The sequence below is a fragment of the Aliterella atlantica CENA595 genome, from assembly GCF_000952155.1.
In the GTDB taxonomy this organism is placed as follows: domain Bacteria; phylum Cyanobacteriota; class Cyanobacteriia; order Cyanobacteriales; family Chroococcidiopsidaceae; genus Aliterella; species Aliterella atlantica.
The window spans coordinates 1-26019 of the sequence record NZ_JYON01000026.1 but is presented as its reverse complement, the minus strand read 5'-3'; the positions used below and the strand labels follow the sequence as shown (position 1 = coordinate 26019).

Genomic DNA, 26019 nt, shown 5'->3' with positions numbered 1-26019 from the left:
TTTGGCATGGCGATCGCGCTATCAAATTATACTTTTGCAGGGAAGGTTTTTAACTACTCAACTTGCTTAATTAAATATTGATGCGCTCTGCTTGATAGTCGATCCGAGAACGACCAACGGGCATCAAAACTTTTTTACCGAAAATCCAGGAGCCTAAGTCAACGACAAAATACCGAAAATTACCTTCTTCATCTACTAAAGCATCACTGATTTTGCCAATTTTCTCATCTCCTTTATTTAGATAGACACTCATGCCCTTAATGTCTCTTCCAGCAAAGTTGTCACGTAGTTTGGAGCGAATTCTTCAAGTTTTACAAGAGCCATCAGATTTTTCTCTTAATTCTTTTGGCAATTCATTTTTACCTAGCTCTAACTTAAAGAGACTAATTAATCTCATTTATTCTACTAAAGAAAGAGTTAAGTTGTATTAAATATAACGCTCCAACTTTAGGCTTTCTTTATTGTTTTCGTACTAAAGAGAGAGTTAGTGTTGTATTGAACATGAAAGTTTTTGCTGTTCTATAAAAAAGTTTTTTTAACTCTTCATAGCCCAGGCGTACTATCCTTATAGGGACGGGGAGTTACAATTTTCCACTTAAATTTCTTACTCCTCGTCCCACGACTTCATCTGCTGAATTCAGCAGAACTAATTGTCAGCCGAGAGGCGACTACATCCCTGGAATACCACCGCCCAAACGACCAATCAAATCTTGCAGGTTAATGCCAAACTTCTGTAGTAACTGCTGATGCTGTGGGTTGTCTGTATCCACCTGCTGGGGTAGCTGCTGTTCAGCTTGGTCAGCTTGACCTCGATCGCCTGACTGAAGCTTTGACTTAAGCATATTCACGATCTGCTGCTTGTCGATCTGCATTATTTTTCTCCTGAATTATTGCCTTTGTTTGATGATAAAAAAAGAAAGTGGAGATTTTGTGGAGAAATTATTAGATAATATAAAAAAGCTTAATAACCTTCCTGAAATTAGAATTTTGAACCAATAGATACAGCTAGCAGTAACATAATAATTATTTTAAACATAGAGTTTTAAAATAATTAAATGCAACAAGTAACTGCCTATGAAAATTCTATTAGTAGAAGACGATCGGGGTACGGCTGAAATGTTGAAAAATACTCTCGTTGAGCAACATTACTTAGTCGATTTGGCGATAGATGGTCAGGCTGGGCTGGAAATGGCAAAGGCGTTTACTTACGATCTAATTTTGATGGATGTCATGTTGCCCAAGCTGAATCGACTGAATGTATGCAGGCAGCTACGCGATCGCCAAGACCGCACTCCGGTTCTGTTTTTGACAGCCTTGGACAGCAATACTATCAAAATCATGGGGTTAGAAGCTGGATCTAACGATTTTATTGTCGAGCCTTTCGATCCCCGTGAGTTATTAGCTCGGATTCGGGCTTCGATCCGTCGAGGTAGTTCGGCTCCTTCCTCCGTAGTTGAGGTGGGAAAGATCGGGATTGACTCTAGTAGCTGTAGGGTAACTTGCGAGGGGCAATTTTTACACTTGACTGCTAAGGAATATGCTCTACTAGATTTGTTTTTACGTAACGCTCATCAGATATTTAGCCAACAAGCCCTGCTCGATCGTCTCTGGTCATTTGCAGAAATCCCTTCAGAAAATACTGTCAGAACGCATATTAAAGCCTTACGACGAAAACTCAAACAAGCTGGGGCAGACGGATTGATTGAGACGGTTTACGGGTTGGGGTATCGGCTCAAATTGGCGGAAGATGAAGTCAAGAGTAACTTGGAAAAACCCTGCGTTACTATTGGAGCTAAAAACCATTATCCTCAGAGCTACCGAACCACCCTATAACGTTCTAAATCCCAGTAGAGATGTAAAGTTATGCAAGCTAAACTTCAAGAGCAACTTGCCCCTGCTGATGGAGAGATGATTTTAGAACGTTTACCTGAGCGAATTCGTACTACCCTGATTGCGCGTGCTGCGGAAATCGAATATCCAATCGAAGCAGTTGTTGAGATGGCGATCGCTAGTTTTCTGGATACAGAGGCATTGGGTTTTGCAGATTGTCAGCCAGGGCGCGGACAGTAAAGGGGACACAGAGCAAGTAGATAAAAGTGCGATCGCACTTTTATGCAAGTACAATAATTACACAATCAATGCGATCGCATTCCTACTCAAGTAGGTCAGTTTTACATAAAATGTTAATGTTCTAATATGAAGCATATACCTTCAATAATTGTTGGCTTTTCACTCTTGTTTTTGACTCCAAATGCCTATGCTTGCAGTTGCGCGAGTAGCGATCGCTCATTCGTTCAGTTAGCTAAGCGATCGCAATTAGCAATTAGGGGAAAAGTTATTGAGTACCATTGGTCTAAAGATGACAAAGAGCGAAAGAGAACGCCAGTGGCAATGACGGTTGAAGTCAAAGAGGTATATAAAGGCGCAACAAAATTGGGCAAGGTTATTGTGTGGGGAGATAATGGCATACAATGCCGACCCTACGTGACCCAGTTTCCCATTGGAACAGAATGGGTTTTGGCGCTCTCCAAGGATTTTTGGACGAAGAAAGCAGAGGTAGCAATTTCATCATGTGGAGAGTATTGGTTGCAGGTAAAGGGTAGTAATGTTGTAGGAAAAATGACAGATGGGAGTTTCCAGGCTAAACCGAAAGTTATTAGCTTACCCAATCTCCGTAAGCTTATAAAAGCCGCAACCTGACAAATATTTGCAGCAGATTGTTTTAACACAATGCTTTAATTAAGACTCTATTTATTATTCAATAAAGAACCATCTCTTTGAGCATTGGTTAAAATTGTAAAAAATTTCAATATTTACTGCTGTCGAAATATGACTGAACTGCTTCAACAAGCGATCGCCGAAATCCAAAAACTCTCGCCCTTGGATTGGTTCGCATGATGAGTATGATGAATTGCTAAAACGGATGCAGTTTAATAACTCCAACCATCACCGTAAGCGTTAGGCTTACCTAAAATTTTGAGTTGCAATTTTTCTAAGTAAGTTAAACCACTACAAATCTGACTTGGCGTTCCCCTAAGTTCAATGTCAAACTTTCCCCAGTCGCGATCTGGTAGCAGCACCGCTTCAGTAATATTGACGATTAATGCATATTCAGAGGTCAAACGTGAAATTATAGGTTCTTGCTGATAGCGCTGAGGTATGTATATTCGCAACCGAATTTGAGTAACGTTGCTTTTGTTAAAAACAGATGATAGCCCTAGTTTAGATTCCACTGCATGACGATTATTTTGCACTGTCATGAAAACCACCTGTTGTTATGCTTTGTTGTCTAACTCACGAATAAAAATTAGGCTTTGGTAGTTGTTCGTTGAGTACCCAATTGCCAATGTCTTGTACTTTATAATCTATTGGATCGTGCAAGGTGAAGGTACGCAAGTTGCGCCAGTAACGGTCGAAACCATATTTACCAGTTGTAGCGCGTGCGCCCATAACTTCAAATATCCGGTTGGTAATTTCCAAGCCAACTTTTGTTGCTGCAACTTTTGCCGTTGCGATCGCAATTGCACATTCTCCTCGTTGCTCTTCACTTAGCGCCCATTCTTGCTCCCAAGCTGCTTGTAATAATTCTCCAGCAACATCTGTCAAACAAGTTGCAGCTTGCAAATCTACCCACATATTGCCGTAGTGTTGAAGAATATAAGGGTCAACTGTTGCGCTTTCTACGCCTGAAGTGAGCCAAGGCTTTGTATTAGTGCGAGTATATTGTTTAGCTGCGGCTAACGCTCCTTGAGCAATTCCTAAGTAGATGTTGGCAAGATTTAGCTGTGTTAGACAGGCGCGGATAGTATTAAAAGGTGTTGATGGGCGATCGCGTTCTCTTAAAATCTCATCTGCATACACTGCTACATTATCAAATACAATACTACCGCTATCAGTTTGGCGCTGTCCCATATTGTCCCAATCATCCTGAATTTGGATGCCTTGTCTTGGGGTAGGAATTGCTATTACTATCAACTCATTAGTTTCTACGTTAGTAGCAGTAATTGGTAAAATATCTGAATCTTTTGAACCAGAGCAAAAACTTTTCACTCCATTAAGCCGAAAATTATTACCATCAAGAGTTAAAGTAGTTCGGCGATCTAAAGGGTTTAAAGCATTGCACCAAAACCAGTTATTTTGTACAGTTTCTCGATAATATCGCTCTTTTTGAGCTATAGAGCCGAAGATGTGCGGAATAACTACACCCAAATGATGGTAGGAAAAAACATGAGCAATAGAACTATCAACTTTAGCGAGTTCGCGGCTAATTTTAAAAGTAGTAATCCAATTTTCTCCTATACCACCATACTCTTTAGGTATGATGAGTTTTAACAAACCAGTGTGGCGGAGGCGATCGCGTTCTTGTTTGGGCGTACCACCTTGAGCATCTCGTTCTACAGCAGTAGTAGCAAATTCTTCAGCTAAAGCAGATGCTAAAGCAATATAATCAAGGGACGTTTTAGATTCTAATAGCTGCATTTCGATCCTCAACTGGCTTATCTTCCGAAAGGTCTAGGGCATTTAGGAGTTGTTCTTTCCAACGTTGAAAATTGAGATCGGTACGCTTGCGAGGACGAGGAAGATCGATTGTATGTTCTTGATAAATATGTCCTGGATTACCGCGCATGACGATAATGCGATCGCTCAACACAACTGCTTCTTCAATATCATGAGTAACTAATAACATTGTCGGGCGATCGTATGCCCAAATTTGTAACAGATGCTCTTGTAACTTAATGCGCGTAACGGCATCTAAGGCGCTAAAAGGCTCATCTAAGAGCAAAATAGCAGGATTTGTAACCAAAGCACGAGCGATCGCAACGCGCTGCGCCATTCCTCCAGATAACTGACGTGGTAATGCTCTTGCAAATTGAGCTAACCCAACTCGCTCTAACGTTGTAGCCGAAAGCCTAGTTTTTTCTGTTGGCGATAGATGTTCTAATCCAAATTCAACGTTCTGTTTTACAGTTAGCCAAGGCATCAAACGAGGTTCTTGAAAGATAATGCCTGCAGCCGAATGAGGAGAATTAATAGTTTTGTTGGCAATAGCTACGCGCCCTGTTGTTGGTACATCTAACCCTGCAACCAGCCGCAATAAGCTACTTTTACCGCGACCGCTAGTTCCTACTAGGCTAACAATTTCCCCAGTATCGATCTGTATGTTCGCATCTTCTAGGGCAATAAATCCATTTTTAAATTGCTTGGTGACATTCTCAATTTGCAGCATAATTTCCTTACAATGAGCCATAAGCATCTTGCCAATGGAGAAGACGTTTACCTAGAGATGCGATCGCAGTATCGGTAAGCTTGCCCAAAATTGCAAATAGTAAAATGCTAGCAATTACAATCTCAGGGCGACCTGTAGTTTGTCCATCTACTAATAAAAATCCCAATCCCGCACTTGCGCCCATAATTTCCGCCGCCACCACAAACATCCATCCCAAACCTAATCCACTACGCAATCCCACAATATAAGCAGGCATTGTTGCAGGTAAAAAAACACGCCGAATTAGTTGCATTGAATTGAGGCGATACACTTTGCCTACTTCAACCAACTTGCGATCTACTCCTTGCAAACCGCTCATCAGATTTAAATAAACTGGGAAGAACACGCCTACAGCAATTAAGGCAACTTTGGAAGTTTCGTAAATACCCATCCACAGAATAAATAATGGAACCCAAGCAAGAGATGGAATGCTCCGCAGCGATTGCAGTAAAGGATCTAATAGCTCGTATAGCAAACGCGAATACCCAGTTAGAGCGCCTAAAACTGTAGCAATACCTGTACCGATCGCAAAACCCAAAGCAACGCGGTAAAGAGTAATACTAATATGATTGAATAACTCTCCAGAAACGAGCAATTCCCAAATAGTGCTAATTACAGCCGTAGGAGCAGGTAGGAGATTAGAAGGGAGAAAGCCAATTTGAGAGAGTATTTCCCAAATAATTAATAGCAAAAATGGGATAATTAGCCCTTTTAGCCAATTTAACTTGAATTTAAGAGTCAGCGATCGCCTAGCTTTTACGGGCAAACTTCTTTGTCTGTTTGAGGAGGTTTTAGTTGTTGGTAAAAGTCTGCTCATATTACTTGCTAGCAATTTTGCTAATAAACTGCGGATCGACTAATTCCCCAACTACTTGAGCAACATCAATAGATTCCTTAATTACGCCGCTTTTTTTCAACACATCTCCAGCCGCGTTAATTACCTGCTTTTGCACCTCGCCAATTGTGGAGCTAGATAAATCTGTTCGTTCCAGTTGTTTTGCTGCAACTGCATCAGTTAGTTTTGCTTCTTTGACTAATACTTGCTTTAGTTCTTCTGGATGTTGCAAAGACCATTGCCGTCCTTTTTCATAGATACTCAAAACTCTTTCTACATAGTTGGGGTAATCTTTAGCAAAATCTGCTCGGACGTTTAAGACTCCATAGCTATTAAAGTTTGGTTCGCGGAAGAACAAACGCGAACCTTTTTCTACTTCGGTTTTAGCCATGTGCGGATCTAATCCAGCCCAAGCATCTACATCGCCTTTTTCTAAAGCTACTCTGCCATCAGGATGTTGCAGTTGAATCAATTCAACATCTTTTGGACTCAGACCAAATTTGTCTAATGCTCTTAACAGAAAGATATGGGGATCGGTTCCTCGCGTTACAGCAATTCGTTTACCTTTTAAGTCTGCTACTTTTTGAATGCTCGATTTAGCACCCGTTACTAAAGCCGTCCATTCTGGTTTGGAGTAGACGTAGACAGATTTAATTGGATTGCCATTTGCTTTACCAATCAAAGCCGCCGCCCCAGCAGTAGAACCAAAATCAATACTACGGCTGTTAAGTAGTTCTAGGGCTTTATTACTGCCCAAACTTTGCACCCACTCAACTTTTATTTTGTCTTTGGCTAGATTTTGTTCCAACCAGCCTTTTTCTTTGAGAACTAAACTTACTGGGTTATAGTAAGCGTAATCTAGGCGGATTGTATCTGGAGTTGCGGCTTTTGTAGTATTAGTGCAACTAGAAAATGCGATCGCAACTACGCAACTAACAATTGCCAACCATAAACTGAATCTTTTTCTTCTCATCTTGCTCGCCTAAATTTCGTAATGCCAGTATGGATCTCGATCTTGCATCACCACAAATTGCCGCTCTTGACGCTGAATAACGCCTAGTCTTTTAAACTCATTCAGCAGCCGCGTAACTGTAACGCGAGTTAAGCCAATTATGTCAGCAATGTCTTGATGGGTTAAACGCAAGTCAATCCGTTTTCCTTGTTCGACTTCTTGACCAAATCTTTTTGCCAACCAACCAAACAAGCGCAGCAGGCTAGATTCAGCTTGCTTGTAGTGCAAAATTTCAATAAATTCTTCAGAGCGTTGCATATGTAAAAGCATCGCTTGGGTAACTTCAGACCAGTTTTGCTCTGGAATTAAAGTTGCTTCTACTGGTGTGAGACATTCAATTTGATAAGGGTTGGCTTGCGATAAAACTCTGCCAACAATATCCCCCTCGCCCCACAGCCCCAACGTGACAGCGGTTCCATCTTCTAGTACAGTTAGAGTCCGAACTACTCCAGTCTTTATCAGCCATAAAGCATCGCGTCTTAAAGGTAGATAAGAGCGACGTGTAAAATTAGTAATTGGAGCAAAAGCGCGATCGCGAGCCAGTAACGAGATATTCATAATTTTTCAAGTAAAAGGGCTGATAATGCTGAACAATCCCGCTTTATATCCCTGCCCCATCTAGGAAATTCTCAATTAACAGGTTGTCTTTAGCTTGAGTATGGGTATTCATTGCAGGAACTAAACCCCTGCGCTCTTTAAGACGGTTAACTTCTGCTTCTAAAACTTGTATTTTGTCAAACAAGGCGCGAATTACTTCTGCTTCTGGATCTGGCAAATTGTCATTACATCGATAGTCAATCAACTTCCCTTGATGGCGGACAATTCGCCCTGGAATACCTACAACTGTGCAATCAGCAGGAATATTTCTTAGCACTACAGAACCAGCACCAAGACGAACGTTATCGCCAATCTCAATATTGCCTAAAACTTTGGCTCCTGCGCCTACAACTACATTTTGTCCTACTGTAGGGTGACGTTTGCCGTATTCTTTGCCCGTACCGCCCAGTGTCACCCCTTGATAGATGGTGGCGTAGTCTCCCACAATCGCAGTTTCGCCGATGACTACCCCCATACCATGATCGATGAATGCACCCTTACCAATTTTTGCTCCAGGGTGAATTTCAATTCCAGTTACAAAGCGAACCAAGTAGGAAATCCCGCGCGGAATAAAAGGTACTTTGCGGTTATAAAGCCAGTGCGCTATTCGATGCCAGAAAAGTGCTTGCAAGCCAGGGTAGCAAAATAATACTTCCAACCAACTGCGGGCGGCAGGATCGCGCTCAAAAATAATCTGAAAATCAGCACTCAAATTGTTTAGCAAGGTTAGCCTAGACCTTTAATTCGTGCGGTTTACAGGGAAAAGCAAATAAACACCACTAATCCGGTAGGAATACCGTAATTAATTATGATTAATGAGTATTGCACAGCCTGAGTGTAACTACAAGTAATTAAAGTACATAAATCCGATTGATTAACCGTAGTATAGAGGTATAGCAATTTCTAATTGCAGTTGGGATTGCTTTGTGTCTGCGTATATTGGGGCATCCAACCGCCTACTGTGGTGAAGTAGCGTACAGCTTTGATATGCAGCGAAGCTGTAAGACAAAACCAATGCTCAGTACCAGACGGGATATTAATATATTCTTCTGCTTGTACTATCAGTTCTACTTGGCTGCCATCAGAACGTACAAACCCAAAAATACCCTCTCCAGCTAGAACATAAAGAGCTTCGTCATCTACCTGAGTATGAGAGCGATCGAGATGAGAGATTAAGGCATACAGATACGTAGCTCCTGGATGTAGCACCATCAAATCGCGCCATTGATATCCATAACGTTTAACTTGCTCGAAGTGGTTGCTAACTCCTTGTAGCACTTGCTCTTTTTGAGCAGGACTAAGAATATATTGCGCTAACAATCCAGGAAGATCGAGATTTTTGCCAACCGGACAGCGTTCGAGCCTAATATTCAATGGCGCAAGTTCGCGAGTAATGTCACTAAGTTGCGTGTAAGTCTTTCCATCTTCAATTCGCAGGATAGCCATAGGTGATTTTTGGATAGTTGAGCGCTAATAGGATTTAAGACTGGTAAGGAGTTAAAAAATAAACCTATATTCTACTAAAATCCTAAATTCCGATAGGATAAGTGTAGATTAAAATTGATTCTACCTGATAGCAATATGCCAAATTGCAGAATTTTGAGATTTTTGTATCTGAGGTACAAGTTTTGTTTGACTTATAAGAGTAAAATACGGTAAGTCTATCGATGAACCGGAGATTATAGAAGCCTCCTATTTAGTAGTCGATCGCAAGACATAATTACACAGAGAATTTATGACTGGCATTTCAATTGAGAATATTTCCCGAAAATTTGGTTCATTTCAGGCAGTTGACAAAATTAGTTTAGAAATCGAAAGTGGTTCTCTGATTGCATTGCTAGGACCTTCTGGATCGGGTAAATCTACGTTACTGCGACTGATAGCTGGGTTAGAAACACCAGACAGCGGTAGGATTGCGATCGCAGGTAGGGATGTAACGCATAGAAGCGTGCGCTCGCGCGGCATTGGTTTTGTGTTTCAGCACTACGCGCTATTCAAACACATGACTATTCGCCAGAATATTGCTTTTGGACTTGAGTTGCAAAAAGCTCCCAAAGCAAAAGTTAGAACTAAAGTTGAAGCGCTTTTAGAGTTAGTGCAGTTGCAGGGATTAGGCGATCGCTACCCGTCACAGTTATCTGGCGGACAACGCCAACGAGTAGCTTTAGCGAGAACCTTAGCTGTAGAACCGCAAGTATTGCTGTTAGACGAACCATTTGGGGCGCTAGATGCCAAAGTGCGTAAAGAACTAAGGGCTTCGCTACGACACTTGCACCAACAAGTCAACGTGACGACAATTTTTGTTACCCACGACCAAGAAGAAGCAATGGAACTTGCCGATCGCATTGTGGTAATTAACAAAGGCAAGGTAGAACAAGTAGGTACGCCAGCCGAGATTTATGACAATCCAGCCACGCCATTTGTGATGAGTTTTGTTGGACCTGTAAATGTCCTGCCTAGTACCTCTGGAATTTTTCAGCGCCAAAGTTTTAAACCTTCAAGTTCTCAAGTCTTTCTGCGTCCCCATGACGTATTAATTCAAACCAAACCAGAAGAAGCATCTGCCCCAGCTAAAATCAATCGCATCGTGCATTTAGGTTGGGAAGTTGAAGTTGAATTAAGCCTCAAAGACGGTCAAGAAGTAACAGCATATATTACTAGGGAAGACCTCGATCGCTTGCAACTGCAACCAACGCAGAAAGTGTATATCAAACCTCGAAAAGCTAAGGCTTTTGCTAGTGTTGCTTGATTTGGAATTGACACTGCAAGCCAGCTTATTATTAGGTTGCGGAGGCTTCTTTGTTGGCTGCTTGGCAGGTCTGTCAGGAATTGGCGGCGGTTTGTTCCTCGTACCGATGATGATAGGTGTCGGTTTATCACCTATTCAAGCTGTTGGTACGAGTAACTTTGCCAAATTGATGATTTCCACCTCTGGAAGTTGGCAACGTTGGCGTACAGGTAACTTAGATTTGCAAAAGGTGGCGGTTTTAGGATTGCCTGCATTACTAAGCGCCCAAATAGGAGCTTATTTAGCCGATAAGCTGCCTATATATTTACTTTTAAGTGCTTTTGCGCTGCTTATTTCGCTCAATGTCTATTTCATCAGTTGGCGACGCAAAATAGAGCAGCGCGAACTAACTGTAGCATCAGCGCAACCGTCAATTTTGGGGCGATCGCTTGCTGGTAGTGCTGCTGGGTTATTAGCAGGTTTATTTGGAGTTGGTGGCGGAATTGTTTTGATTCCCCTGCAAATACTGATGCTAGGAGAAACAGTTGAATCAGCTATTAGCACAAGCTTAGGAGTTGTTTTTCTCTCCTCAATGTCAGCCTGTATTAGTCATGGTCTTAGTGGTAACGTGCTGTTTTTGGAAGGTTCTCTATTAGGCATTACTGGAGCATTTGGGACTGTGTTAGGTACTCGTTGGTTGCAACTTATTCAGGTACAAACAAACTTGCTGGGTTCAAAGAGGCAGTAAAAACAAAGTAGATAACTCCACTTCCCAATAAAATAACTGCAATGCTAAATAAAATTACCCAGCGATCGCCTGGTTCGTAAACATCCTCATCTATAGCATGACGGATGGCGAAGTAGTGCCAAGTCGAGAGTAGCACTGTAATTAATCCTACGCCAGAGAAGATTAAGCCCAACTTCCAGCCTACACCTGGATGATTTATTCTAGGTGCTTGAAAGTGGCGCAAGCGCACAATTACAACTCCAAAACCCATCAGTGCGATCGCTGTTCGCATCCATGCTAAGTAGGTGCGTTCGTTGGCGAGATGATCCCGCACCCGCGACGAGTTTTCCCGCGCTTTTGTTTGTGTACTGCTCACTCTATACGGATGATTTTTGCAAGAACTTCAATTAAAATACTATATTCCGATAGATAAACTGTAGTTTTAATATCCTTGGAGAATAGATTGGGCAAACTTAGCTTAGTTTCTTATTTAGCTCCAAATATGTTTTGGTTTTACTCGGCGGTGGGAGCATACTTAAGCCGCGCGTTGGCAATAGAAGTAGAAACCGTACAGGGTTTAGATAATCCTTTAAAAGATCCGTTATTAGGAGAAGATTGGCTAGATATTGCTTTTATTTGCGGTTTACCATTCATTCGCCATTATCAAGTTGCACCCAACCAGCTAAAGGCGATAGTTGCACCAGTAATGCAAGCCCAACGCTACCAAAATTGTCCGGTTTACTTCTCTGATGTTATTGTTGCAAGTAATAGTAGCTTCAAGACATTCGATGACTTAGCAGGAAAAACTTGGTGCTACAACGATCCAGGCTCAAATAGCGGCTACAATTTATTGCTGCATCGACTAATTTCAACAGGGAAAAATAGTAATTTTTTGGGTAAGGCGATCCAGTCAGGTTCTCACCAACGTTCTATGCAATTGGTTGCTGAGGGAGAAGTTGATTATGCGGCAATTGATAGCACTGTATTGGAGCAAGAATTACGCAACTTTCCCCTACTAGCACATAGTTTACAGATAATTGAGTCAATTGGACCTTGCCCGATGCCACCTATAGTTGCAGCACAGCATTTAGGAGCAACATTAATTGAGTCAGTGCAACTTGCGCTTTTAAATCCCGATGTACAATTGCGAAGTTTTATGGACAAAGCGCAGATGCAGAGATATGTTGCTGTTGAATCGGAAGACTATCAAGCGATCGCCGATATCTACGATAGCAGTAGACTTTTTGACGTTGCGGAATGATGCCATGAATTATTGAGGAATCGGGATATCCCAGAATTTGAGATAATGAAGCAATAAGTAGGTGGCTACAATAAAATGTAAGATAACAGAGTTAGATTCTGTTTAGGGTCAATTTGCCTAATGCCTGCGCCAATCGGGATAGTTTTAACAGAATAAGACCGCACATTATTAGAATTGTGGGTAGTTAACAGTGTATCTCAGCGGACAAAAAATCGCGCCCGTATATTGTGACTGAATGCGTAAGGATGGACAGTGCCAGCAATTGCAGGTATTTTTGAGTGTCATACAGTAAGAGCGACGATTAGACGCTGGCAAGCAGAGGGGTTAGGCGGCTTGTGGCAAGCCCCAGGGCGGGGCGCAAAGGCTAAATGGGCAGAGGCAGATCTGCAATATCTGGAAAAGTGTCTAGAGCTTGATGGGCGCACCTATAATACTCACCAACTAGCCATAAAGTTATCTCAATAGATTTTGGAGACAACTTTGGTAGAATTGAGGTAGCATTTTTGGGATAGGTCTTGGTAAGAATTCTTGACCTATCTTTTTCTACAAGCTGGCTTGAATTGATTGTAGTAGACTTAGAGCTACTTTCCAAACTTTGCCAACAAGTTAAAATATTGCCTACATAGTCAAGGTAACTTAGAAATAAACTAGCTTAATTGAGAGCGCATAACCTCACAGGAGAATAAATATGTTTGGTTTAGGATGGCTGGAGGTAGGTGTAATTGCCTTGGTCGGAATATTGATTTTTGGTCCGAAGAAAATTCCTGAAATTGGTAGCTCTTTGGGTAAAACTCTACGCGGCTTTAAGGAAGAACTCAAAGGTGAAGGTGAAGACGCAGATAACTCCGAGCAAGATAAAAACTAAGCTTTCAAAGGTTGAGCCTGGGAGTTAAACCCCAGGCTAATAGCTGCTGCTATCCAACTGTATTGACTACAGAAGAGTTGAGAACGCTTTGAGTTTCAGCAACTCCATTTGATATTTCTTGTTGTCCTTCACTAGCGATCGCCCGACGCGCTTCTATAAGACTAATAGCGCGGCTGACACTTTCTGGTAATATAACCACTAAGCCGCCGTCAGGAGCTTCATCTAATGCTTTATTAATCGCTGCTTCTTCACTCAAGATGACTTCATAATTGCAGTCTGGCTTTACCTGATTAATGCCTTTAGAGATTAGTTCTGCCGCCGATCCCCGCTCTCTTCCGCGCGTATCGTCATCTTCTTTGATCGTAATGCGATCGAAGATTTGCGCCGATAACTTACCTAAGGTGATAAAATCCTCATCGCGGCGATCGCCAGGTCCGCCAATTACACCGATGCGATCGCCCGTCCAATTGCGGATAAACCCGCCCAAAGCCTCGTAACTGTGCGGATTGTGGGCGTAATCTATCAAGGCGTGATACCTGCCTAAGTCAATCAAATTCATCCTTCCTGGTGTTTGACTAACTGAAGCGCGGAAGCTATTTAACCCTGCCCTAATTTGCTCGATAGTTACTCCTTGGGCAAAAGCAGCGACACTTGCAGCTAAAGCGTTGGCAATCATAAACGGTGCTTTGCCATCCATTGTTATCGGTACGTTGACAGCTTGCTCGATCCGCAGCGTCCAATCGCCTTTCAAAATCGACAAGTAGCCATTTTCGTACACCGCAGCCAAACCGCCTTGCTGGATGTGCTTTTGCACTAGCGGATTGTCTAGTTGCATAGAAAAGTAAGCAATTTGGGAATTGACGCGCGATCGCATTTCGGCAACTAATTCATCGTCAGCATTTAGCACCGCATAACCTTTAGGCAATACTGCTTCAGCAACTACACTTTTGAGATGTGCCATTTGGGCGATCGTGTCAATATCTCCCAATCCCAAATGATCGGCAGCAACGTTTAAAACTACACCTACATCTGCCGCATCAAAAGCCAATCCTGAACGCAGAATACCGCCACGCGCCGATTCTAATACTGCTACTTCTACAGTTGGATCTTGCAATATCAATTGAGCGCTTTGAGGACCTGTATTATCTCCTGGTTCTACCAGATAATTGCCAATATAAGTACCGTCAGTAGTTGTATAACCTACTGTGCGCCCTGTTTGCTTCATAATGTGCGCCAGTAAGCGCGTTGTTGTTGTTTTGCCATTAGTCCCCGTGACTGCCAAAATTGGCACGCGGCTGGGTTTTTCGGGCGGAAATAGCATATCTAATACTGCCCCAGCGACGTTGCGAGGAATGCCTCTACTGGGGCAAACGTGCATTCTAAAGCCTGGTGCAGCATTTACTTCGACGATTACGCCATCTACTTCCCGCAAGGGGCGGCTGATGTCTGGAGTCACAATATCGATCCCAGCAATATCTAAACCGATGATTTTTGCGACTCGTTGCGCTAACCAAACATTTTCAGGATGAATATCGTCTGTACGATCTACAGCAATTCCACCTGTACTAAGGTTTGCTGTTGCTCTTAGATAGCAGATTTCGCCTTTGGGTAATACAGAATCAAGCGTATAACCTTGCCTTTCTAACAAAGCTACGCTGGTGCGATCTACTTCAATCCGCGTTAATACGTTATCATGTCCTACACCGCGATGGGGATCTTGATTGACAATTTCAATTAATCTATCGATAGTATTTTCACCATCGCCGACTACGTGGGCGGGAACTCGTTCGGCTACTGCTACTACTTTACTATCTACTACTAATACCCGATGATCGCGCCCGACATAATAGCGTTCGACAATTACAGACCTAGATACTTCTCTGGCTGCATCATAAGCGGCTCCTGCTTCTTCCCAAGAGCGAATATCAATTGTAATTCCTCTACCATGATTGCCATCTAAGGGTTTAATTACAATCGGATAGCCGCCGACATCTTCAATTGCTTGGGCTAAATCGTCAAAGTAGCTAATTACCGTTCCTCTGGGTACAGGTACTCCCGCATTAGCTAAGATCCGCTTTGTACCTTCTTTGTCGCAAGCAAGTTCTACACCTAATATACCCGTGCGATCGCTCATTGTTGCCTGCAATCGCTTCTGGTGAACGCCGTACCCTACTTGAATCAAAAACCGCGTACCCAAAGACATCCAAGGAATGCCTTTAGCTTCAGCTTCTTTGACTATCGATTCTGTACTCGGACCTAGCGATGCATCCCGATGCAACTCTGCCAAATCTTGTAAATCTTGCTGTAATTCTTGCTTGGAATAACTTCCTTGCGCCACAATACTCTGACACAAACGTACTGCTGCCCTAGCTGCATAGCGCCCTGCTTGTTCGTCTAGATACTCAATTACTACCTGATAAACTCCTGGTGTTGATGTCTCGCGGGTACGACCAAAGCCGACTTGCATTCCCGCCAATTCTTGCAGTTCTAAGGCTACGTGTTCGATTATATGCCCCATCATCGTGCCTTCGCGGACGCGGCTAAAAAAGCCACCGCGACAGCCTGGCGAACAAAAATGTTCTTCTAAACTTGGCAAAGCCTCAACCAATCCCTCATAAAAGCCAGGAATTTCATTAGAGGGTTTTTCGGCAAGTTCTTCCAAATCGAGCCGCATGACGATGAGTTTGTGGCGTCGAATGCTCCAGTAGTTGGGACCGCGTAGTGTTTGAATTTTTTGTATTCTCATGTCAATATGCGTTTATTTATTCGCCACCAATTTCCTAGTTTCTACCTGTGCTTGACTAATAAACTGTTACTAACGAACAGTTTGCAGGTAACATTTATACCTTTAGTTGTCAATCGACTACTTAAATAAACTTAATTATCAGTTGCAGGTATTATCGCTCAATTTCCGAGCATTAGCTAGGAAGTTGATGTACTGGGGCTAAAACATTCCTTTGATGGAGGTGATAGCGATCGCCATGACTCAAAATATGCAAGCGTAAATTGTGCAAGCTAATCGGATCGTTAGCGCCAATATCTGATTGATTGGTATAACAAGCGTCTCCCGGATCGACAATTGTCACCGTACCTTTGCCCATCACTTGCAGCCAGCCATCGCCTTCTACCATTGCACAGGTATCTTCATCAATGCCAATCCCCAATCTATCGGGATGAGCAGCGATCGCGCTAATTAATCTTGCCATGCGGTTGCGGTTTTGAAAGTGCTGGTCTACGATCACTTTGGGTAAAATTCCTAAGCCTGTAGCCATATCTACGAGCGATCGATTGGGAGATTCGCCACTACCGCCACCAGCAATCATGTGATGTCCCATTACTGCTGCTCCCGCGCTCGTACCTGCCAAAGTCAACTGCCCTTTTTGTACCCTTTGACGAATAATCTCCATCACAGAAGTATCAGCTAATACCCCGCACAGCCGCAGTTGATCCCCACCTGTCAAAAACACGCCCGTACAATTTTCCAGACAAGCCCGAATCGCTGGATCTTCGCACTGTTCGCGCTCTCTAATATCCAACGTCTCAATTTTCTGCGCCCCCATCTCCCCAAAAATGCTCGTGTATCTTGCGCCAATGATCCCAGGTTCGCGGGAAGCAGAGGGAATAATCGCAATATGAGCATCTACAGCCCCAGAGCGAGAAAAAAAAGTGTGCAGAATTTCTCGTCCGTGAACTTTATCTTCCGCTCCACCAATAACCATTACAGCAGTTTTCGTTGCTTGGGGTATCCTCATTTCCAGTGATTGAGCTTCTAGTTGCAGCATTGTGTTCCTTCTCCCATTAGCCTCAGCAAAATTTAACGCTCCACAATCTTCAAATTGGGTTAATCTACTTGTCTTGTTAGGGCAATTTCTTAAGTTGACTCATTTGTAAGCTATACGCATTAAAAAAACTGTTCAAAAAAGCAAATTTGCTGAGGCTTGCGCGATATCACTTAAATTCCTTAACCTTGGAGCGTAAATATTTAGCAAGTTGTCACAATATTTAATCATAATTTAATCAATTAAAAAAACTTTTGGGAAGAGGAGGAATATGGTAGAGACTTAAAGCCTATGTTCTCTCATTTCCTAAATAAGCAGTGCGATTCGATATTGTTACCTTGTTTCCCGACTTTTTTTCCTCTACCCTGAGTTCAGGGTTGCTAGGTAAGGCATTAGAAAAACAGATAGCCCAAGTGCATTTAGTCAACCCGCGCGACTTTACCACTGATAAGCACCATAAAGTAGATGATGAGCCTTACGGTGGTGGTGTGGGAATGCTCCTCAAACCAGAGCCAATTTTTGCTGCTGTAGAGTCATTACCTGCTTTACCTCGGCGAGAAGTTATTTTGATGACTCCTCAAGGGGAAACGCTCAATCAACCATTATTAAAGGAATTTAGCACCAACTACGACCAGTTAGTAATTATTTGCGGTCATTATGAAGGCGTAGACGAACGAGTATTGCATTTAGTCACTCGTGAAGTGTCGTTAGGCGATTTTGTGTTAACGGCTGGGGAAATACCTGCTCTAGCGCTAATTAATGGTGTAGTGCGGTTGTTACCAGGAACGGTTGGTAAAGTTGAGTCTTTAAAAGCTGAGAGTTTTGAGACGGGGTTATTAGATTATCCTCAATATACTCGCCCTGCTGATTTTCGCGGCTGGAAAGTGCCAGAAGTATTGCTGTCAGGGAATCATGGAGCGATCGCCCAGTGGCGCTACGAGCAACAGTTGCAAAGAACGCGCGATCGCCGCCCCGACTTGCTGGAAAATAGAGATGACCGCATAGAAAGCTAGTTATGTTTAATATTCGCATTGGTAATGGCTACGACATCCATCAACTAAGCGTCAATCGCCGTTTAATCTTAGGCGGGGTAGAAATTCCTCACGAACTAGGATTGTTAGGACATAGCGATGCTGATGTTCTTACTCATGCCATTATGGATGCAATGCTAGGCGCTTTATCATTAGGAGATATTGGCTTGTATTTTCCGCCTAGCGATCCGCAATGGGCGGGAGCAGATAGTTTAGTATTACTTAGTAAGGTAAATCAACTAATAAGCGATCGCGGTTGGCTTCTTGGCAATATAGATTCAGTAGTAGTAGCAGAACGTCCGAAGTTAAAGCCGCATATTTCTGCAATGCGCGATCGTCTAGCTAATGTACTACAAATACCTGCCGATTGTATTGGGATCAAAGCTACTACAAATGAAAAATTAGGACCAGTTGGGCGTGAAGAAGGAATCGCCGCTCATGCTGTAGCTTTATTAGTAGCTAAGTAAATACCTATGAATAATCCATTACGTCGGCTTAAATATCTACCTTGGCGATCGCTAGCTATTATTGCTGCAATGACTTTTGCGATCGTTACAGCTATAGAATTGTTGCTACTACTGACTTTGGCTTTTTTAGACACAAACGTACAATCTACAATTGTTCAGTTAGTACGTTCAATATTAGTATCGGGTGCGATCGGCGTAGGTATTGGCGCTTTAGCTGTATTTCTATTAGAAAGAATAGATAAAAGAGTCTCTATCAATGCATCTGTACTTTGGTCTTTACTTGTATGTTTGTTAGTTGCCTTGATAATCAGAGATTTTATTCCTATTCCAGCATTATTAGTTAGCACAAGTGAAATTCAGTTAGTTGGCATGATTTTAGGAGTGTTTTGGCAAGGCAAACGTTACTGGAGGTAAAAATATTTCATGGAAAGTACAAAAATTGAGCAAAAAGAGCGTGTAGCGGCTGATGTTATTGCCTTTAGTAAAAATGGCGAACCTGTTTTATTAGTTGAAGTCAAAAGCAGTGAGCCAAACTCTAAAAATGATTTATACATTCATCAAGCTATTAATAAAATAATTTCCTATTTAAGAGGAGCAGATGAATTGATTCCTTTTGCAATGTTAGTTACTCTTAAAAATATCCAAATTTATCAATGGGACGGCATAAAATTGTCTGAACCTATTGCTTGTTTGCAAACTGGTGACGTACTTAGCTATTATGAAACAGAATTTAAGAATAAAAAAATATTTCATCTATACCTTACTACTTTAGTGGAAGCATGGTTGCGCGATTTAGCCTACCACTGGAAATTCCCAAATCCACCAGCTAAAAAAGAATTAGAAACGATTGGTTTAGTAAAGAGGTTAGTAAATGGAACAACGCAAGCTGAAGTAATAATTAGTAATGATACTCTACGTTGAAACTAACTTTTTGATGAGCATTGCTAAAGGAAGAGATTTGCAAGCACAGGAAATACTATTAAATATACCTAATTCAATTCATTTAGTAGTCCCAAGTATTTGTTATGTAGAAGCTCTTTTAACATTAGAAAAAGAGGAGCAATACAGTCAACGTTTTATCCAAGATATAGATACTAAAATTAGTGAAGCAATACGAGATGAAACTTCTGCATACGCTGAATCTCTCCGAACTTCTTTGGAACAGACACGAATTAAGTTTATTCAGCAACTAAATAGCGTCCAAGAGCGTTTCTACGAAGCTTTTGAGCAACTTTACAATAAAGCAGAAATAATAAATATAGATAAAAGTATTCTTGACGATACCTTGGAGAAAAATGTTTTAGAAAAAGATTTAATAGATAGGTTAATTTTAAACTACATAGTTCATCATGCTCGTTTTCATAATGATGAAATGAAAGTATTTTTAAGTGCTAACTATAAAGAGTTTAACAAAGGAGAAGTGAAGGAAATCTTACAAATTTATAATACACGGTATTTTAGTAATACTCAAAACTTCCTTGGTTGGCTAAATTCTCAATTAAGTTAATATATATTAAGGAATTATGACATTTCACAATCGAGGACGTAAGTGGATAGCATTTATATTAACGTTTTTAGTTGCGATCGCCTTTTCCGCCTGCAATCCCAATAACTTTAAATCCCAAGCAGCGCAAACTTCTCAATTAGTAGTTAGCGTTGTCAGCGATCCGCAAACGTTTAACTATGCTCTAAGTCAACAATTGCCGAATGTTTTTGGTTTGACATTTAAAGGACTGACAACGATAAACGGTAAGGGTGAAATTGAACCAGAATTAGCCGAATCTTGGACAATATCAGCCGATAAAAAACGCATTGAATTTACGCTTAGACCAGGTTTAAAATGGTCAGACGGTAAACCGCTTACAGCAGATGATGTTGTTTTTACCTATAACGATATCGCCTTTAATAAGGAAATTTCTACAGATATTAGAGATTACCTAAAAATTGGGGTTAGTGGTGCTTTACCGCAAGTACAAAAAATGAGCGATCGCCAAGTTGCATTTATCTTGCCAGAACCATTTTCACCTTTTTTCAGTACCACTACTGGAGACTCTACTAGCGCGATCGCAATTTTACCAAAACACGCCCTAGAAGCATCGGTAAAAGCTAAAGATGCAGACGGAAATCCCCGCTTTATGTCTACTTGGGGAACAGATACAGATCCCAAGAAAATTATCACCAATGGACCTTATACCATAGAAAGTTATAGTCCTAGTCAGCGCTTAGTCTTTCGCCGCAATCCCTATTATTGGAGAAAAGATAAGCAAGGAAATTCACAGCCGTATATTGAGAAATTTATTTGGCAAATTGTTGAATCTACAGATACATCTTTGCTTCAGTTTCGTTCGGGAGGCTTGGATATAGTTGGTGCTTCTCCTACTAACTTTTCCTTGCTTAAAAAGGAAGAAAAAAGAGGTAAATTCACGCTCTATAATGGTGGTCCTGCTTACGGACAATCTTTTATTACCTTCAACCTGAATAAAGGTAGAAGGAATGGTAAGCCTTTAGTAGATCCAATCAAATCGCGCTGGTTTAATACTGTAGAGTTTAGACAAGCAGTATCCTACGCTATTGACCGTCAGACTATAATTAATAACATCTTTCGCGGCTTAGGCGAACCTCAAAATTCACCTATTGACGTGCAGAGTAAATATTATCTTGCTCCTGAAGATGGGTTAAAAGTCTACGATTACAACCCAGAAAAAGCCAAACAATTGCTCTTAAAAGCAGGATTTAAGTACAACGCCAAAAATCAATTGCTAGATGCAGATAACAACCGCGTCCGTTTTACATTGCTAACTAATTCAGGCGGAAGAACTGGCGAAGTCATGGGCGCTCAAATTAAGCAAAACTTAGCTAAAATTGGCATTCAAGTAGACTTAAATGCGATCGCATTTACCGTACTAGGCGAAAAACTACATAACACCCTTGACTGGGAATGTTATTTTGGCGGGTTGATTGGTTCGGGAGTCGATCCCAACGATGGCGCAAACGTTTGGCTAACAGAAGGCGGATTGCATAGCTTCAATCAAGGCGCACAACCAGGACAAGCACCAATAGAAGGGCGTGTAGTATCAGATTGGGAACAAGAAATTGCGAACCTATATATCAAAGGCGCACAGGAATTTGACGAAGCCAAACGCAAAGCTATCTACGATGAGACGCAGCGCATAACTCAAGAGTATTTGCCTTATATATATCTAGTTAATCCATTATCAATGGCAGCAATACGCGATCGCATCCACAATGTCAAATTCTCAGCATTAGGCGCATTTTGGAATATCTACGAACTTAAAGTAGACCAATAACATGACGAAAAAACTTGTAGACTAGGATGCACACAGAGTTAATAACTTTGCCTTCATGTTCTCAATTCCCTCAATTAAGCTGCGACGGTGGTTGGTTGGATTGTTAACGGTTGCAATTGCGATCGCGTTTAGTGGCTGTAATCCTACTGATTTTAAATCTCAAGCTGCCCAAGTAACCCAAATAGTTGCTCGTACTCCAGGCGATCCGCAGACATTTAACTATGCCTTAAATCAATCATCGCCTAATGTTTTTGGGTTCATTTATGAGGGAATGACTACAGAAAACGGCAAAACTGGAGAAATAGAACCAGGTATCGCCCAATCTTGGGAAGTTGCGCCAGATGGTAAACAAATAGTCTTTACCCTTCGAGAAGGATTAAAGTGGTCGGATGGAGAACCCTTAACAGTTGATGATGTCATCTTTACTTACAATGACATCTACTTGAACGATCGCATTCCGACTGATTTTCGGGATGTGCTGCGGGTTGGGGAAAGTGGCGCTTTGCCAAAAGTCCGCAAAATAGATAACCGTCGAGTAGAATTTACCGTTCCAGAACCATTTGCACCATTTTTAAGAACAGTTGGTGGAGTGGCAATTTTGCCTAAACACTCATTGCAAAAATCTGTAAGTACCAACAATAGCGAAGGTAAACCTCAATTTTTATCTACTTGGAGTACAGACACAAACCCCAAAACAGTTATCGGAAATGGACCTTACAAACTAGAAAGTTACAGTACGACTCAACGAGTAGTATTTCGCCGCAATCCTTATTACTGGCGCAAAGACGCACAAGGAAATGCTTTACCCTATATCGAACGCTTGATTTGGCAAATTGTCGAATCGCCAGATACAGGCTTGATTCAGTTTCGTTCCGGTGGATTAGATATTTTAGAAATTGGTCCAGCTACTTTCCAGTTACTCAAAAAAGAAGAAAATCGCGGCAAGTTTACAATTTACAACGGCGGTCCTGACTTTGGTACTACTTTTATCACCTTCAATCTCAATAAAGGTAGAAGAAAAGGTAAACCATTAGTAGATCCAATCAGATCGCGCTGGTTCAACACGGTAGCTTTTAGACAAGCAGTAGCTTACGGTATTGACCGTCAGACTATGCTCAATAATGTATTTCGAGGAATTGGTGAACTTCAAAATTCACCTATTTCTGTGCAAAGCCCTTACTATTTCTCACCAAAAGAAGGGTTGAAGGTGTACGACTACAATCCAGACAAGTCAAAGGAACTACTCAAACAAGCAGGATTTAAGTACAACAATAAAAATCAATTGCTAGATGCAGATGGTAATAGGGTACGCTTTACTATGCTCAGTCAAGCAGGAAACAGAACAGTCGATCAGATTGGTTCTCAGTTTAAGCGAGATATGAGCAAAATTGGCATTCAAGTAGATTTTAATCCCATAGACTTTGCTGTACTTGTAGACAAAATTACTAATTCTTTGGAATGGGAATGTTATTTTGGGCTAATTACTGGCGGTATTGAGCCAAACAGCGGCGCAAATATATGGCTACCAAGTGGCGGATTTCACCCATTCAATCAACAACCCCAACCAGGACAACCGCCGCTAGAAGGGAGAGAAATCGCAGACTGGGAAGCAGAAATTGGTCGCTTGTATATTCAGGGTGCAAAGGAAGTAGATGAAGCCAAGCGAAAAGCTATTTATGCAGAGACGCAAAAGTTGGCGCAAGAGTATTTACCTTTTATTCACTTGATTAATCCTTTAGCTTTAGCAGCAATGCGCGATCGCCTCCAGAATACCGAATTTTCTGCTTTAGGGGGAACTCTGTGGAATATTCATGAGATGAAAGTCGCCGAAGATTAGTTATTACACGAGTAAATCCGAAAATGGCTGCACTTTCCCGCTTTTGGCTTTCAGTTTTCTTTGCATTAACCCTACTTTTAACTAGCTGCAATCCGACGCAGTTAAGAACAGAAGCGGCGCAAGTATCGCAGTGGGTTACTAGCACAATTGGCGATCCAAAAACTTTTAACTACGCCTTCAATCAAGAGTTTCCCCATGTGTTTTTATTTACTACAGAAGGACTAACTACTCTAAATGGTATTACCGCCGAAATTGAGCCAGCTTTAGCCGAATCTTGGCAAATTTCTCAAGATAACAAGCGAATTACATTTACTTTGCGACCTGGCTTGCAATGGTCAGATGGCGCACCATTAACAGCAGATGATGTAATTTTTACTTATCGAGATGTAATTTTTAATCCTGCTATTCCCACAGATTGGAAGGACTTTCTTAAAGTAGGTACAAGTGGGACTTTTCCAGAAGTCAGGAAAATAAGCGATCGCCAAATCGAATTTATCTTACCTGAACCTTTTGCGCCTTTCCTTAGCACAACAACAGGACCATCTACAAATTCTGTTGGTATTTTACCAAAACACGCATTAGCAAAATATATTACGACCAAAGATGTTAAAGGTAAACCTGTATTTCTTTCTACTTGGGGAACAGATACAGACCCGAAAAAAGTAGTTGTAAATGGTCCGTATAAAATAGAAAGTTTCACTCCTAGCCAAAGAGTTATATTTCGCCGTAACCCTTACTACTGGCGCAAAGATGCCCAAGGAAATAGGCAACCTTATATCGAGCGAATTATCTGGCAAATCATTGAATCTACTGATACTAGCGTTTTACAATTTCGCTCTAAAGGGTTAGATTCAGTGGAAGTATCTCCAGAAAACTTTTCACTATTAAAGCGCGAAGAAAAACGCGGTAATTTTACTATTTATAATGGTGGACCTAGATTTCAGAAAGTTTTCATCTCTCTTAACTTAAATAAAGGTAAAAGAAATAATATTCCTTTAATAAGTCCAATCAAATCGCGCTGGTTTAATACCCTAGAATTTCGACAAGCGATCGCTCATGCCATAGATAGACAAACAATGCTCAATAATGTATTTAGAGGATTGGGTAATTTGCAAGATTCACCAATTGATATTCAAAGCCCTTTTTATCTTTCTCCAGCCCAAGGCTTAAGAGTTTACGAATACAACTTGACAAAAGCTAGAGAACTACTAGCCAAAGCAGGATTTAAATACAACTCCAAAAAGCAACTATTAGATGCAGATGGTAATCGAGTCCGCTTTTCGTTAATTACCAATGCTGAAAATAAAACTCGCGTAGCAATGGGAGCGCAGATCAAACAAGATTTAAGTAAAATAGGCATTCAAGTTGATTACAACCCCATCGCCTTCAATACGCTGACAGACAAACTCTCCAACACTTTAGATTGGGAATGCCATCTCCTAGGCTTTACAGGCGGAATAGAACCCCACGATGGCGCAAATGTATGGTTGCCTGACGGTGGCTTGCACAGCTTCAACCAAAAGCCACTAGCAGGACAAGAACCGCTTACTGGAAGAGAAGTTGCCGACTGGGAGACAGAAATCGGCAACTTGTATATTAAAGGTTCCCAAGAGTTAGACCAAGCAAAGCGCAAAGAAATCTACGCCGAAACCCAACGTCTATCACAAGAGTATTTGCCATTTATTCACCTAGTTAGTCCGCTATCATTAGGGGCAGTGCGCGATCGCATCCAAGGAGTAGAATACTCTGCCTTGGGCGCACAAGGCGGAACGCTATGGAATAAATACAAGCTGCGAGTGGCAAATTAGAGACTACTTTTAGATAATAAGGCGCAGGAACAAGGGTAAGATAATTAACAAACTCCTGTGTAAGATAGGATTTCTAGTCATGTCAATGCTTTTAGCGGACCTGGCAAAGCTTGTAGCCAAAAAGAGAAATTCCGTTTAAGACTCTTAATCGGAATGTTATACGGAAAAAATCTGGATAACACCAAGGGATATACAGAAAACTTCTATATCATCCTACCGTGAAGGGTAGTTATACGGAAAAATTCAGCATACTATCCGAATAGGAATATAAAAAAGAAGTTTGCCATATATTTCAGGCAGAGTTCGCTGTAGTGCTTGATATATTAGGAGCGAGAAAAAGATTATACGGAAAGTTTCCGTATAATAAATAGTTAACGTCAGTTCGGGATAAGGAAAGAGCCAAAAAAGGGGCAAAACAGGTAGTCTGAAAGTAGCAACTAATCAATCTACCTGGCTGCCTTATGCTTAGTTTAGAAGAACTATTCTGCTCCGTCGATG

28 protein-coding genes and 1 pseudogene are annotated in these 26019 nt (G+C 41.5%); 16 read left to right on the top strand and 13 right to left on the bottom strand.

Features of this window, described 5'->3' with window-relative positions:
• Positions 1-79: 79 nt before the first annotated feature.
• Both UH38_RS19500 and UH38_RS19495 read right to left on the bottom strand, forming a co-directional pair.
• Positions 80-324, bottom strand: a pseudogene (locus tag UH38_RS19500) (PRC-barrel domain-containing protein); the annotation flags it as partial.
• Positions 325-668: 344 nt separating this feature from the next.
• Positions 669-872: a hypothetical protein gene (locus UH38_RS19495; RefSeq protein ID WP_045056357.1), complete on the bottom strand. Its 204-nt coding sequence runs from the start codon at positions 870-872 to the stop codon at positions 669-671.
• 202 nt (positions 873-1074) lie between these two features.
• Between UH38_RS19495 and UH38_RS19490 the strand changes: the two genes are divergently transcribed.
• The 3 genes from UH38_RS19490 (at position 1075) to UH38_RS19480 (ending at position 2700) form a co-directional block, all read left to right on the top strand.
• The gene (locus tag UH38_RS19490) at positions 1075-1833 is read left to right on the top strand and encodes a response regulator transcription factor (RefSeq protein WP_063124295.1); all 759 of its coding nucleotides are present in this window, start codon (positions 1075-1077) and stop codon (positions 1831-1833) included.
• Positions 1834-1863: 30 nt separating this feature from the next.
• Complete coding sequence (locus tag UH38_RS19485; RefSeq protein WP_045056356.1) at positions 1864-2070, top strand: hypothetical protein; 207 nt, start codon at positions 1864-1866, stop codon at positions 2068-2070.
• Between the two features lie 126 nt (positions 2071-2196).
• A complete protein-coding gene (locus UH38_RS19480) occupies positions 2197-2700 on the top strand; it encodes a hypothetical protein (protein ID WP_045056355.1) in 504 nt (167 codons plus the stop codon).
• Between the two features lie 230 nt (positions 2701-2930).
• Here the strand turns inward: UH38_RS19480 and UH38_RS19475 are convergent, their stop codons facing one another.
• The 8 genes from UH38_RS19475 to UH38_RS19440 all read right to left on the bottom strand — a co-directional run bounded on the left by UH38_RS19475 (position 2931) and on the right by UH38_RS19440 (position 9156).
• On the bottom strand, positions 2931-3260 hold the full coding sequence (locus tag UH38_RS19475; protein ID WP_082065449.1) for an NIL domain-containing protein: 330 nt from the start codon (positions 3258-3260) through the stop codon (positions 2931-2933).
• Positions 3261-3294: 34 nt separating this feature from the next.
• Positions 3295-4479 carry an acyl-CoA dehydrogenase family protein gene (locus tag UH38_RS19470; RefSeq protein WP_045056354.1) on the bottom strand — a complete coding sequence of 395 codons (1185 nt, stop codon included), beginning with the start codon at positions 4477-4479 and terminating at the stop codon, positions 3295-3297.
• On the bottom strand, positions 4460-5227 hold the full coding sequence (locus tag UH38_RS19465) for an ABC transporter ATP-binding protein (RefSeq protein ID WP_045056406.1): 768 nt from the start codon (positions 5225-5227) through the stop codon (positions 4460-4462). Before UH38_RS19465 ends, UH38_RS19470 begins: the two co-directional genes overlap by 20 nt.
• Positions 5228-5234: 7 nt before the next feature.
• Positions 5235-6083 (bottom strand): ABC transporter permease, encoded by an 849-nt coding sequence (locus UH38_RS19460; RefSeq protein ID WP_082065448.1) that lies wholly within the window; start codon positions 6081-6083, stop codon positions 5235-5237.
• 1 nt (position 6084) lies between these two features.
• Positions 6085-7074, bottom strand: a complete 990-nt coding sequence (locus UH38_RS19455) for an aliphatic sulfonate ABC transporter substrate-binding protein (RefSeq protein ID WP_045056353.1) — start codon at positions 7072-7074, stop codon at positions 6085-6087.
• Positions 7075-7083: 9 nt separating this feature from the next.
• A complete protein-coding gene (locus UH38_RS19450) occupies positions 7084-7671 on the bottom strand; it encodes a Crp/Fnr family transcriptional regulator (protein WP_045056352.1) in 588 nt (195 codons plus the stop codon).
• 43 nt (positions 7672-7714) lie between these two features.
• Positions 7715-8434, bottom strand: coding sequence for a serine O-acetyltransferase (cysE, locus tag UH38_RS19445; RefSeq protein WP_045056351.1), 720 nt, complete (start codon positions 8432-8434; stop codon positions 7715-7717).
• Positions 8435-8613: 179 nt separating this feature from the next.
• Complete coding sequence (locus UH38_RS19440; RefSeq protein ID WP_045056350.1) at positions 8614-9156, bottom strand: acireductone dioxygenase; 543 nt, start codon at positions 9154-9156, stop codon at positions 8614-8616.
• Between the two features lie 289 nt (positions 9157-9445).
• Between UH38_RS19440 and UH38_RS19435 the strand changes: the two genes are divergently transcribed.
• Both UH38_RS19435 and UH38_RS19430 read left to right on the top strand, forming a co-directional pair.
• Positions 9446-10459 (top strand): sulfate/molybdate ABC transporter ATP-binding protein, encoded by a 1014-nt coding sequence (locus UH38_RS19435; protein WP_045056349.1) that lies wholly within the window; start codon positions 9446-9448, stop codon positions 10457-10459.
• Complete coding sequence (locus tag UH38_RS19430) at positions 10449-11186, top strand: sulfite exporter TauE/SafE family protein (RefSeq protein ID WP_052672470.1); 738 nt, start codon at positions 10449-10451, stop codon at positions 11184-11186. Before UH38_RS19435 ends, UH38_RS19430 begins: the two co-directional genes overlap by 11 nt.
• Here UH38_RS19430 and UH38_RS19425 read toward each other — a convergent pair.
• Positions 11143-11541 (bottom strand): YidH family protein, encoded by a 399-nt coding sequence (locus tag UH38_RS19425; protein WP_045056348.1) that lies wholly within the window; start codon positions 11539-11541, stop codon positions 11143-11145. The genes UH38_RS19430 and UH38_RS19425 overlap by 44 nt on opposite strands.
• A 126-nt stretch (positions 11542-11667) precedes the next feature.
• Here UH38_RS19425 and UH38_RS19420 point away from each other — a divergent pair, with 126 nt between their 5' ends.
• From UH38_RS19420 to tatA, 3 genes are all read left to right on the top strand, one after another.
• A complete protein-coding gene (locus UH38_RS19420) occupies positions 11668-12426 on the top strand; it encodes a phosphate/phosphite/phosphonate ABC transporter substrate-binding protein (RefSeq protein WP_045056403.1) in 759 nt (252 codons plus the stop codon).
• A gap of 252 nt (positions 12427-12678) precedes the next feature.
• Positions 12679-12891, top strand: coding sequence for a helix-turn-helix domain-containing protein (locus UH38_RS19415; RefSeq protein ID WP_082065445.1), 213 nt, complete (start codon positions 12679-12681; stop codon positions 12889-12891).
• 223 nt (positions 12892-13114) lie between these two features.
• A complete protein-coding gene (gene tatA / locus UH38_RS19410; RefSeq protein WP_045056347.1) occupies positions 13115-13291 on the top strand; it encodes a twin-arginine translocase TatA/TatE family subunit in 177 nt (58 codons plus the stop codon).
• 49 nt (positions 13292-13340) lie between these two features.
• Here the strand turns inward: tatA and cphA are convergent, their stop codons facing one another.
• On the bottom strand, positions 13341-16037 hold the full coding sequence (cphA, locus tag UH38_RS19405; RefSeq protein WP_045056346.1) for a cyanophycin synthetase: 2697 nt from the start codon (positions 16035-16037) through the stop codon (positions 13341-13343).
• A 172-nt stretch (positions 16038-16209) separates the two neighbouring features.
• Positions 16210-17073 (bottom strand): cyanophycinase, encoded by an 864-nt coding sequence (locus UH38_RS19400; protein ID WP_045056345.1) that lies wholly within the window; start codon positions 17071-17073, stop codon positions 16210-16212.
• 314 nt (positions 17074-17387) lie between these two features.
• Here UH38_RS19400 and trmD point away from each other — a divergent pair, with 314 nt between their 5' ends.
• Genes trmD through UH38_RS19360 form a run of 8 tightly spaced genes read left to right on the top strand, consistent with a single transcriptional unit; the run spans position 17388 to position 25521 of the window.
• A complete protein-coding gene (gene trmD, locus UH38_RS19395) occupies positions 17388-18083 on the top strand; it encodes a tRNA (guanosine(37)-N1)-methyltransferase TrmD (RefSeq protein ID WP_045056344.1) in 696 nt (231 codons plus the stop codon).
• Positions 18084-18085: 2 nt separating this feature from the next.
• Entirely contained in the window at positions 18086-18568 is a 483-nt protein-coding gene (gene ispF, locus UH38_RS19390; protein WP_045056343.1) for a 2-C-methyl-D-erythritol 2,4-cyclodiphosphate synthase, read from the top strand.
• A gap of 6 nt (positions 18569-18574) precedes the next feature.
• On the top strand, positions 18575-18982 hold the full coding sequence (locus UH38_RS19385; RefSeq protein WP_045056342.1) for a hypothetical protein: 408 nt from the start codon (positions 18575-18577) through the stop codon (positions 18980-18982).
• 9 nt (positions 18983-18991) lie between these two features.
• Positions 18992-19489, top strand: a complete 498-nt coding sequence (locus UH38_RS19380) for a hypothetical protein (RefSeq protein ID WP_045056341.1) — start codon at positions 18992-18994, stop codon at positions 19487-19489.
• 13 nt (positions 19490-19502) lie between these two features.
• Positions 19503-20075, top strand: a complete 573-nt coding sequence (locus tag UH38_RS19375; RefSeq protein WP_045056402.1) for a PIN domain-containing protein — start codon at positions 19503-19505, stop codon at positions 20073-20075.
• A 16-nt stretch (positions 20076-20091) separates the two neighbouring features.
• The gene (locus UH38_RS19370) at positions 20092-21876 is read left to right on the top strand and encodes an ABC transporter substrate-binding protein (protein WP_045056340.1); all 1785 of its coding nucleotides are present in this window, start codon (positions 20092-20094) and stop codon (positions 21874-21876) included.
• Between the two features lie 55 nt (positions 21877-21931).
• The gene (locus UH38_RS19365; RefSeq protein WP_045056339.1) at positions 21932-23713 is read left to right on the top strand and encodes an ABC transporter substrate-binding protein; all 1782 of its coding nucleotides are present in this window, start codon (positions 21932-21934) and stop codon (positions 23711-23713) included.
• Positions 23714-23736: 23 nt separating this feature from the next.
• Positions 23737-25521 (top strand): ABC transporter substrate-binding protein, encoded by a 1785-nt coding sequence (locus UH38_RS19360; protein WP_045056338.1) that lies wholly within the window; start codon positions 23737-23739, stop codon positions 25519-25521.
• The last annotated feature ends 498 nt before the right edge of the window (positions 25522-26019 follow it).

Bases quoted from the DNA above. Each gene is read 5' to 3' on its own strand.
- UH38_RS19485 (WP_045056356.1), top strand. From the start codon at position 1,864: ATGCAAGCTAAACTTCAAGAGCAACTTGCCCCTGCTGATGGAGAGATG.
- UH38_RS19385 (WP_045056342.1), top strand. From the start codon at position 18,575: ATGAATAATCCATTACGTCGGCTTAAATATCTACCTTGGCGATCGCTA.
- UH38_RS19435 (WP_045056349.1), top strand. From the start codon at position 9,446: ATGACTGGCATTTCAATTGAGAATATTTCCCGAAAATTTGGTTCATTT.
- UH38_RS19450 (WP_045056352.1), bottom strand. From the start codon at position 7,671: ATGAATATCTCGTTACTGGCTCGCGATCGCGCTTTTGCTCCAATTACT.
- UH38_RS19365 (WP_045056339.1), top strand. From the start codon at position 21,932: ATGTTCTCAATTCCCTCAATTAAGCTGCGACGGTGGTTGGTTGGATTG.
- UH38_RS19460 (WP_082065448.1), bottom strand. From the start codon at position 6,083: ATGAGCAGACTTTTACCAACAACTAAAACCTCCTCAAACAGACAAAGA.
- UH38_RS19465 (WP_045056406.1), bottom strand. From the start codon at position 5,227: ATGCTGCAAATTGAGAATGTCACCAAGCAATTTAAAAATGGATTTATT.
- UH38_RS19470 (WP_045056354.1), bottom strand. From the start codon at position 4,479: ATGCAGCTATTAGAATCTAAAACGTCCCTTGATTATATTGCTTTAGCA.
- UH38_RS19370 (WP_045056340.1), top strand. From the start codon at position 20,092: ATGACATTTCACAATCGAGGACGTAAGTGGATAGCATTTATATTAACG.
- UH38_RS19380 (WP_045056341.1), top strand. From the start codon at position 18,992: ATGGAAAGTACAAAAATTGAGCAAAAAGAGCGTGTAGCGGCTGATGTT.
- UH38_RS19480 (WP_045056355.1), top strand. From the start codon at position 2,197: ATGAAGCATATACCTTCAATAATTGTTGGCTTTTCACTCTTGTTTTTG.
- cphA (WP_045056346.1), bottom strand. From the start codon at position 16,037: ATGAGAATACAAAAAATTCAAACACTACGCGGTCCCAACTACTGGAGC.
- UH38_RS19375 (WP_045056402.1), top strand. From the start codon at position 19,503: ATGAGCATTGCTAAAGGAAGAGATTTGCAAGCACAGGAAATACTATTA.
- ispF (WP_045056343.1), top strand. From the start codon at position 18,086: ATGTTTAATATTCGCATTGGTAATGGCTACGACATCCATCAACTAAGC.
- UH38_RS19495 (WP_045056357.1), bottom strand. From the start codon at position 872: ATGCAGATCGACAAGCAGCAGATCGTGAATATGCTTAAGTCAAAGCTT.
- UH38_RS19440 (WP_045056350.1), bottom strand. From the start codon at position 9,156: ATGGCTATCCTGCGAATTGAAGATGGAAAGACTTACACGCAACTTAGT.
- UH38_RS19475 (WP_082065449.1), bottom strand. From the start codon at position 3,260: ATGACAGTGCAAAATAATCGTCATGCAGTGGAATCTAAACTAGGGCTA.
- UH38_RS19455 (WP_045056353.1), bottom strand. From the start codon at position 7,074: ATGAGAAGAAAAAGATTCAGTTTATGGTTGGCAATTGTTAGTTGCGTA.
- tatA (WP_045056347.1), top strand. From the start codon at position 13,115: ATGTTTGGTTTAGGATGGCTGGAGGTAGGTGTAATTGCCTTGGTCGGA.
- UH38_RS19490 (WP_063124295.1), top strand. From the start codon at position 1,075: ATGAAAATTCTATTAGTAGAAGACGATCGGGGTACGGCTGAAATGTTG.
- UH38_RS19400 (WP_045056345.1), bottom strand. From the start codon at position 17,073: ATGCTGCAACTAGAAGCTCAATCACTGGAAATGAGGATACCCCAAGCA.
- UH38_RS19420 (WP_045056403.1), top strand. From the start codon at position 11,668: ATGTTTTGGTTTTACTCGGCGGTGGGAGCATACTTAAGCCGCGCGTTG.
- UH38_RS19360 (WP_045056338.1), top strand. From the start codon at position 23,737: ATGGCTGCACTTTCCCGCTTTTGGCTTTCAGTTTTCTTTGCATTAACC.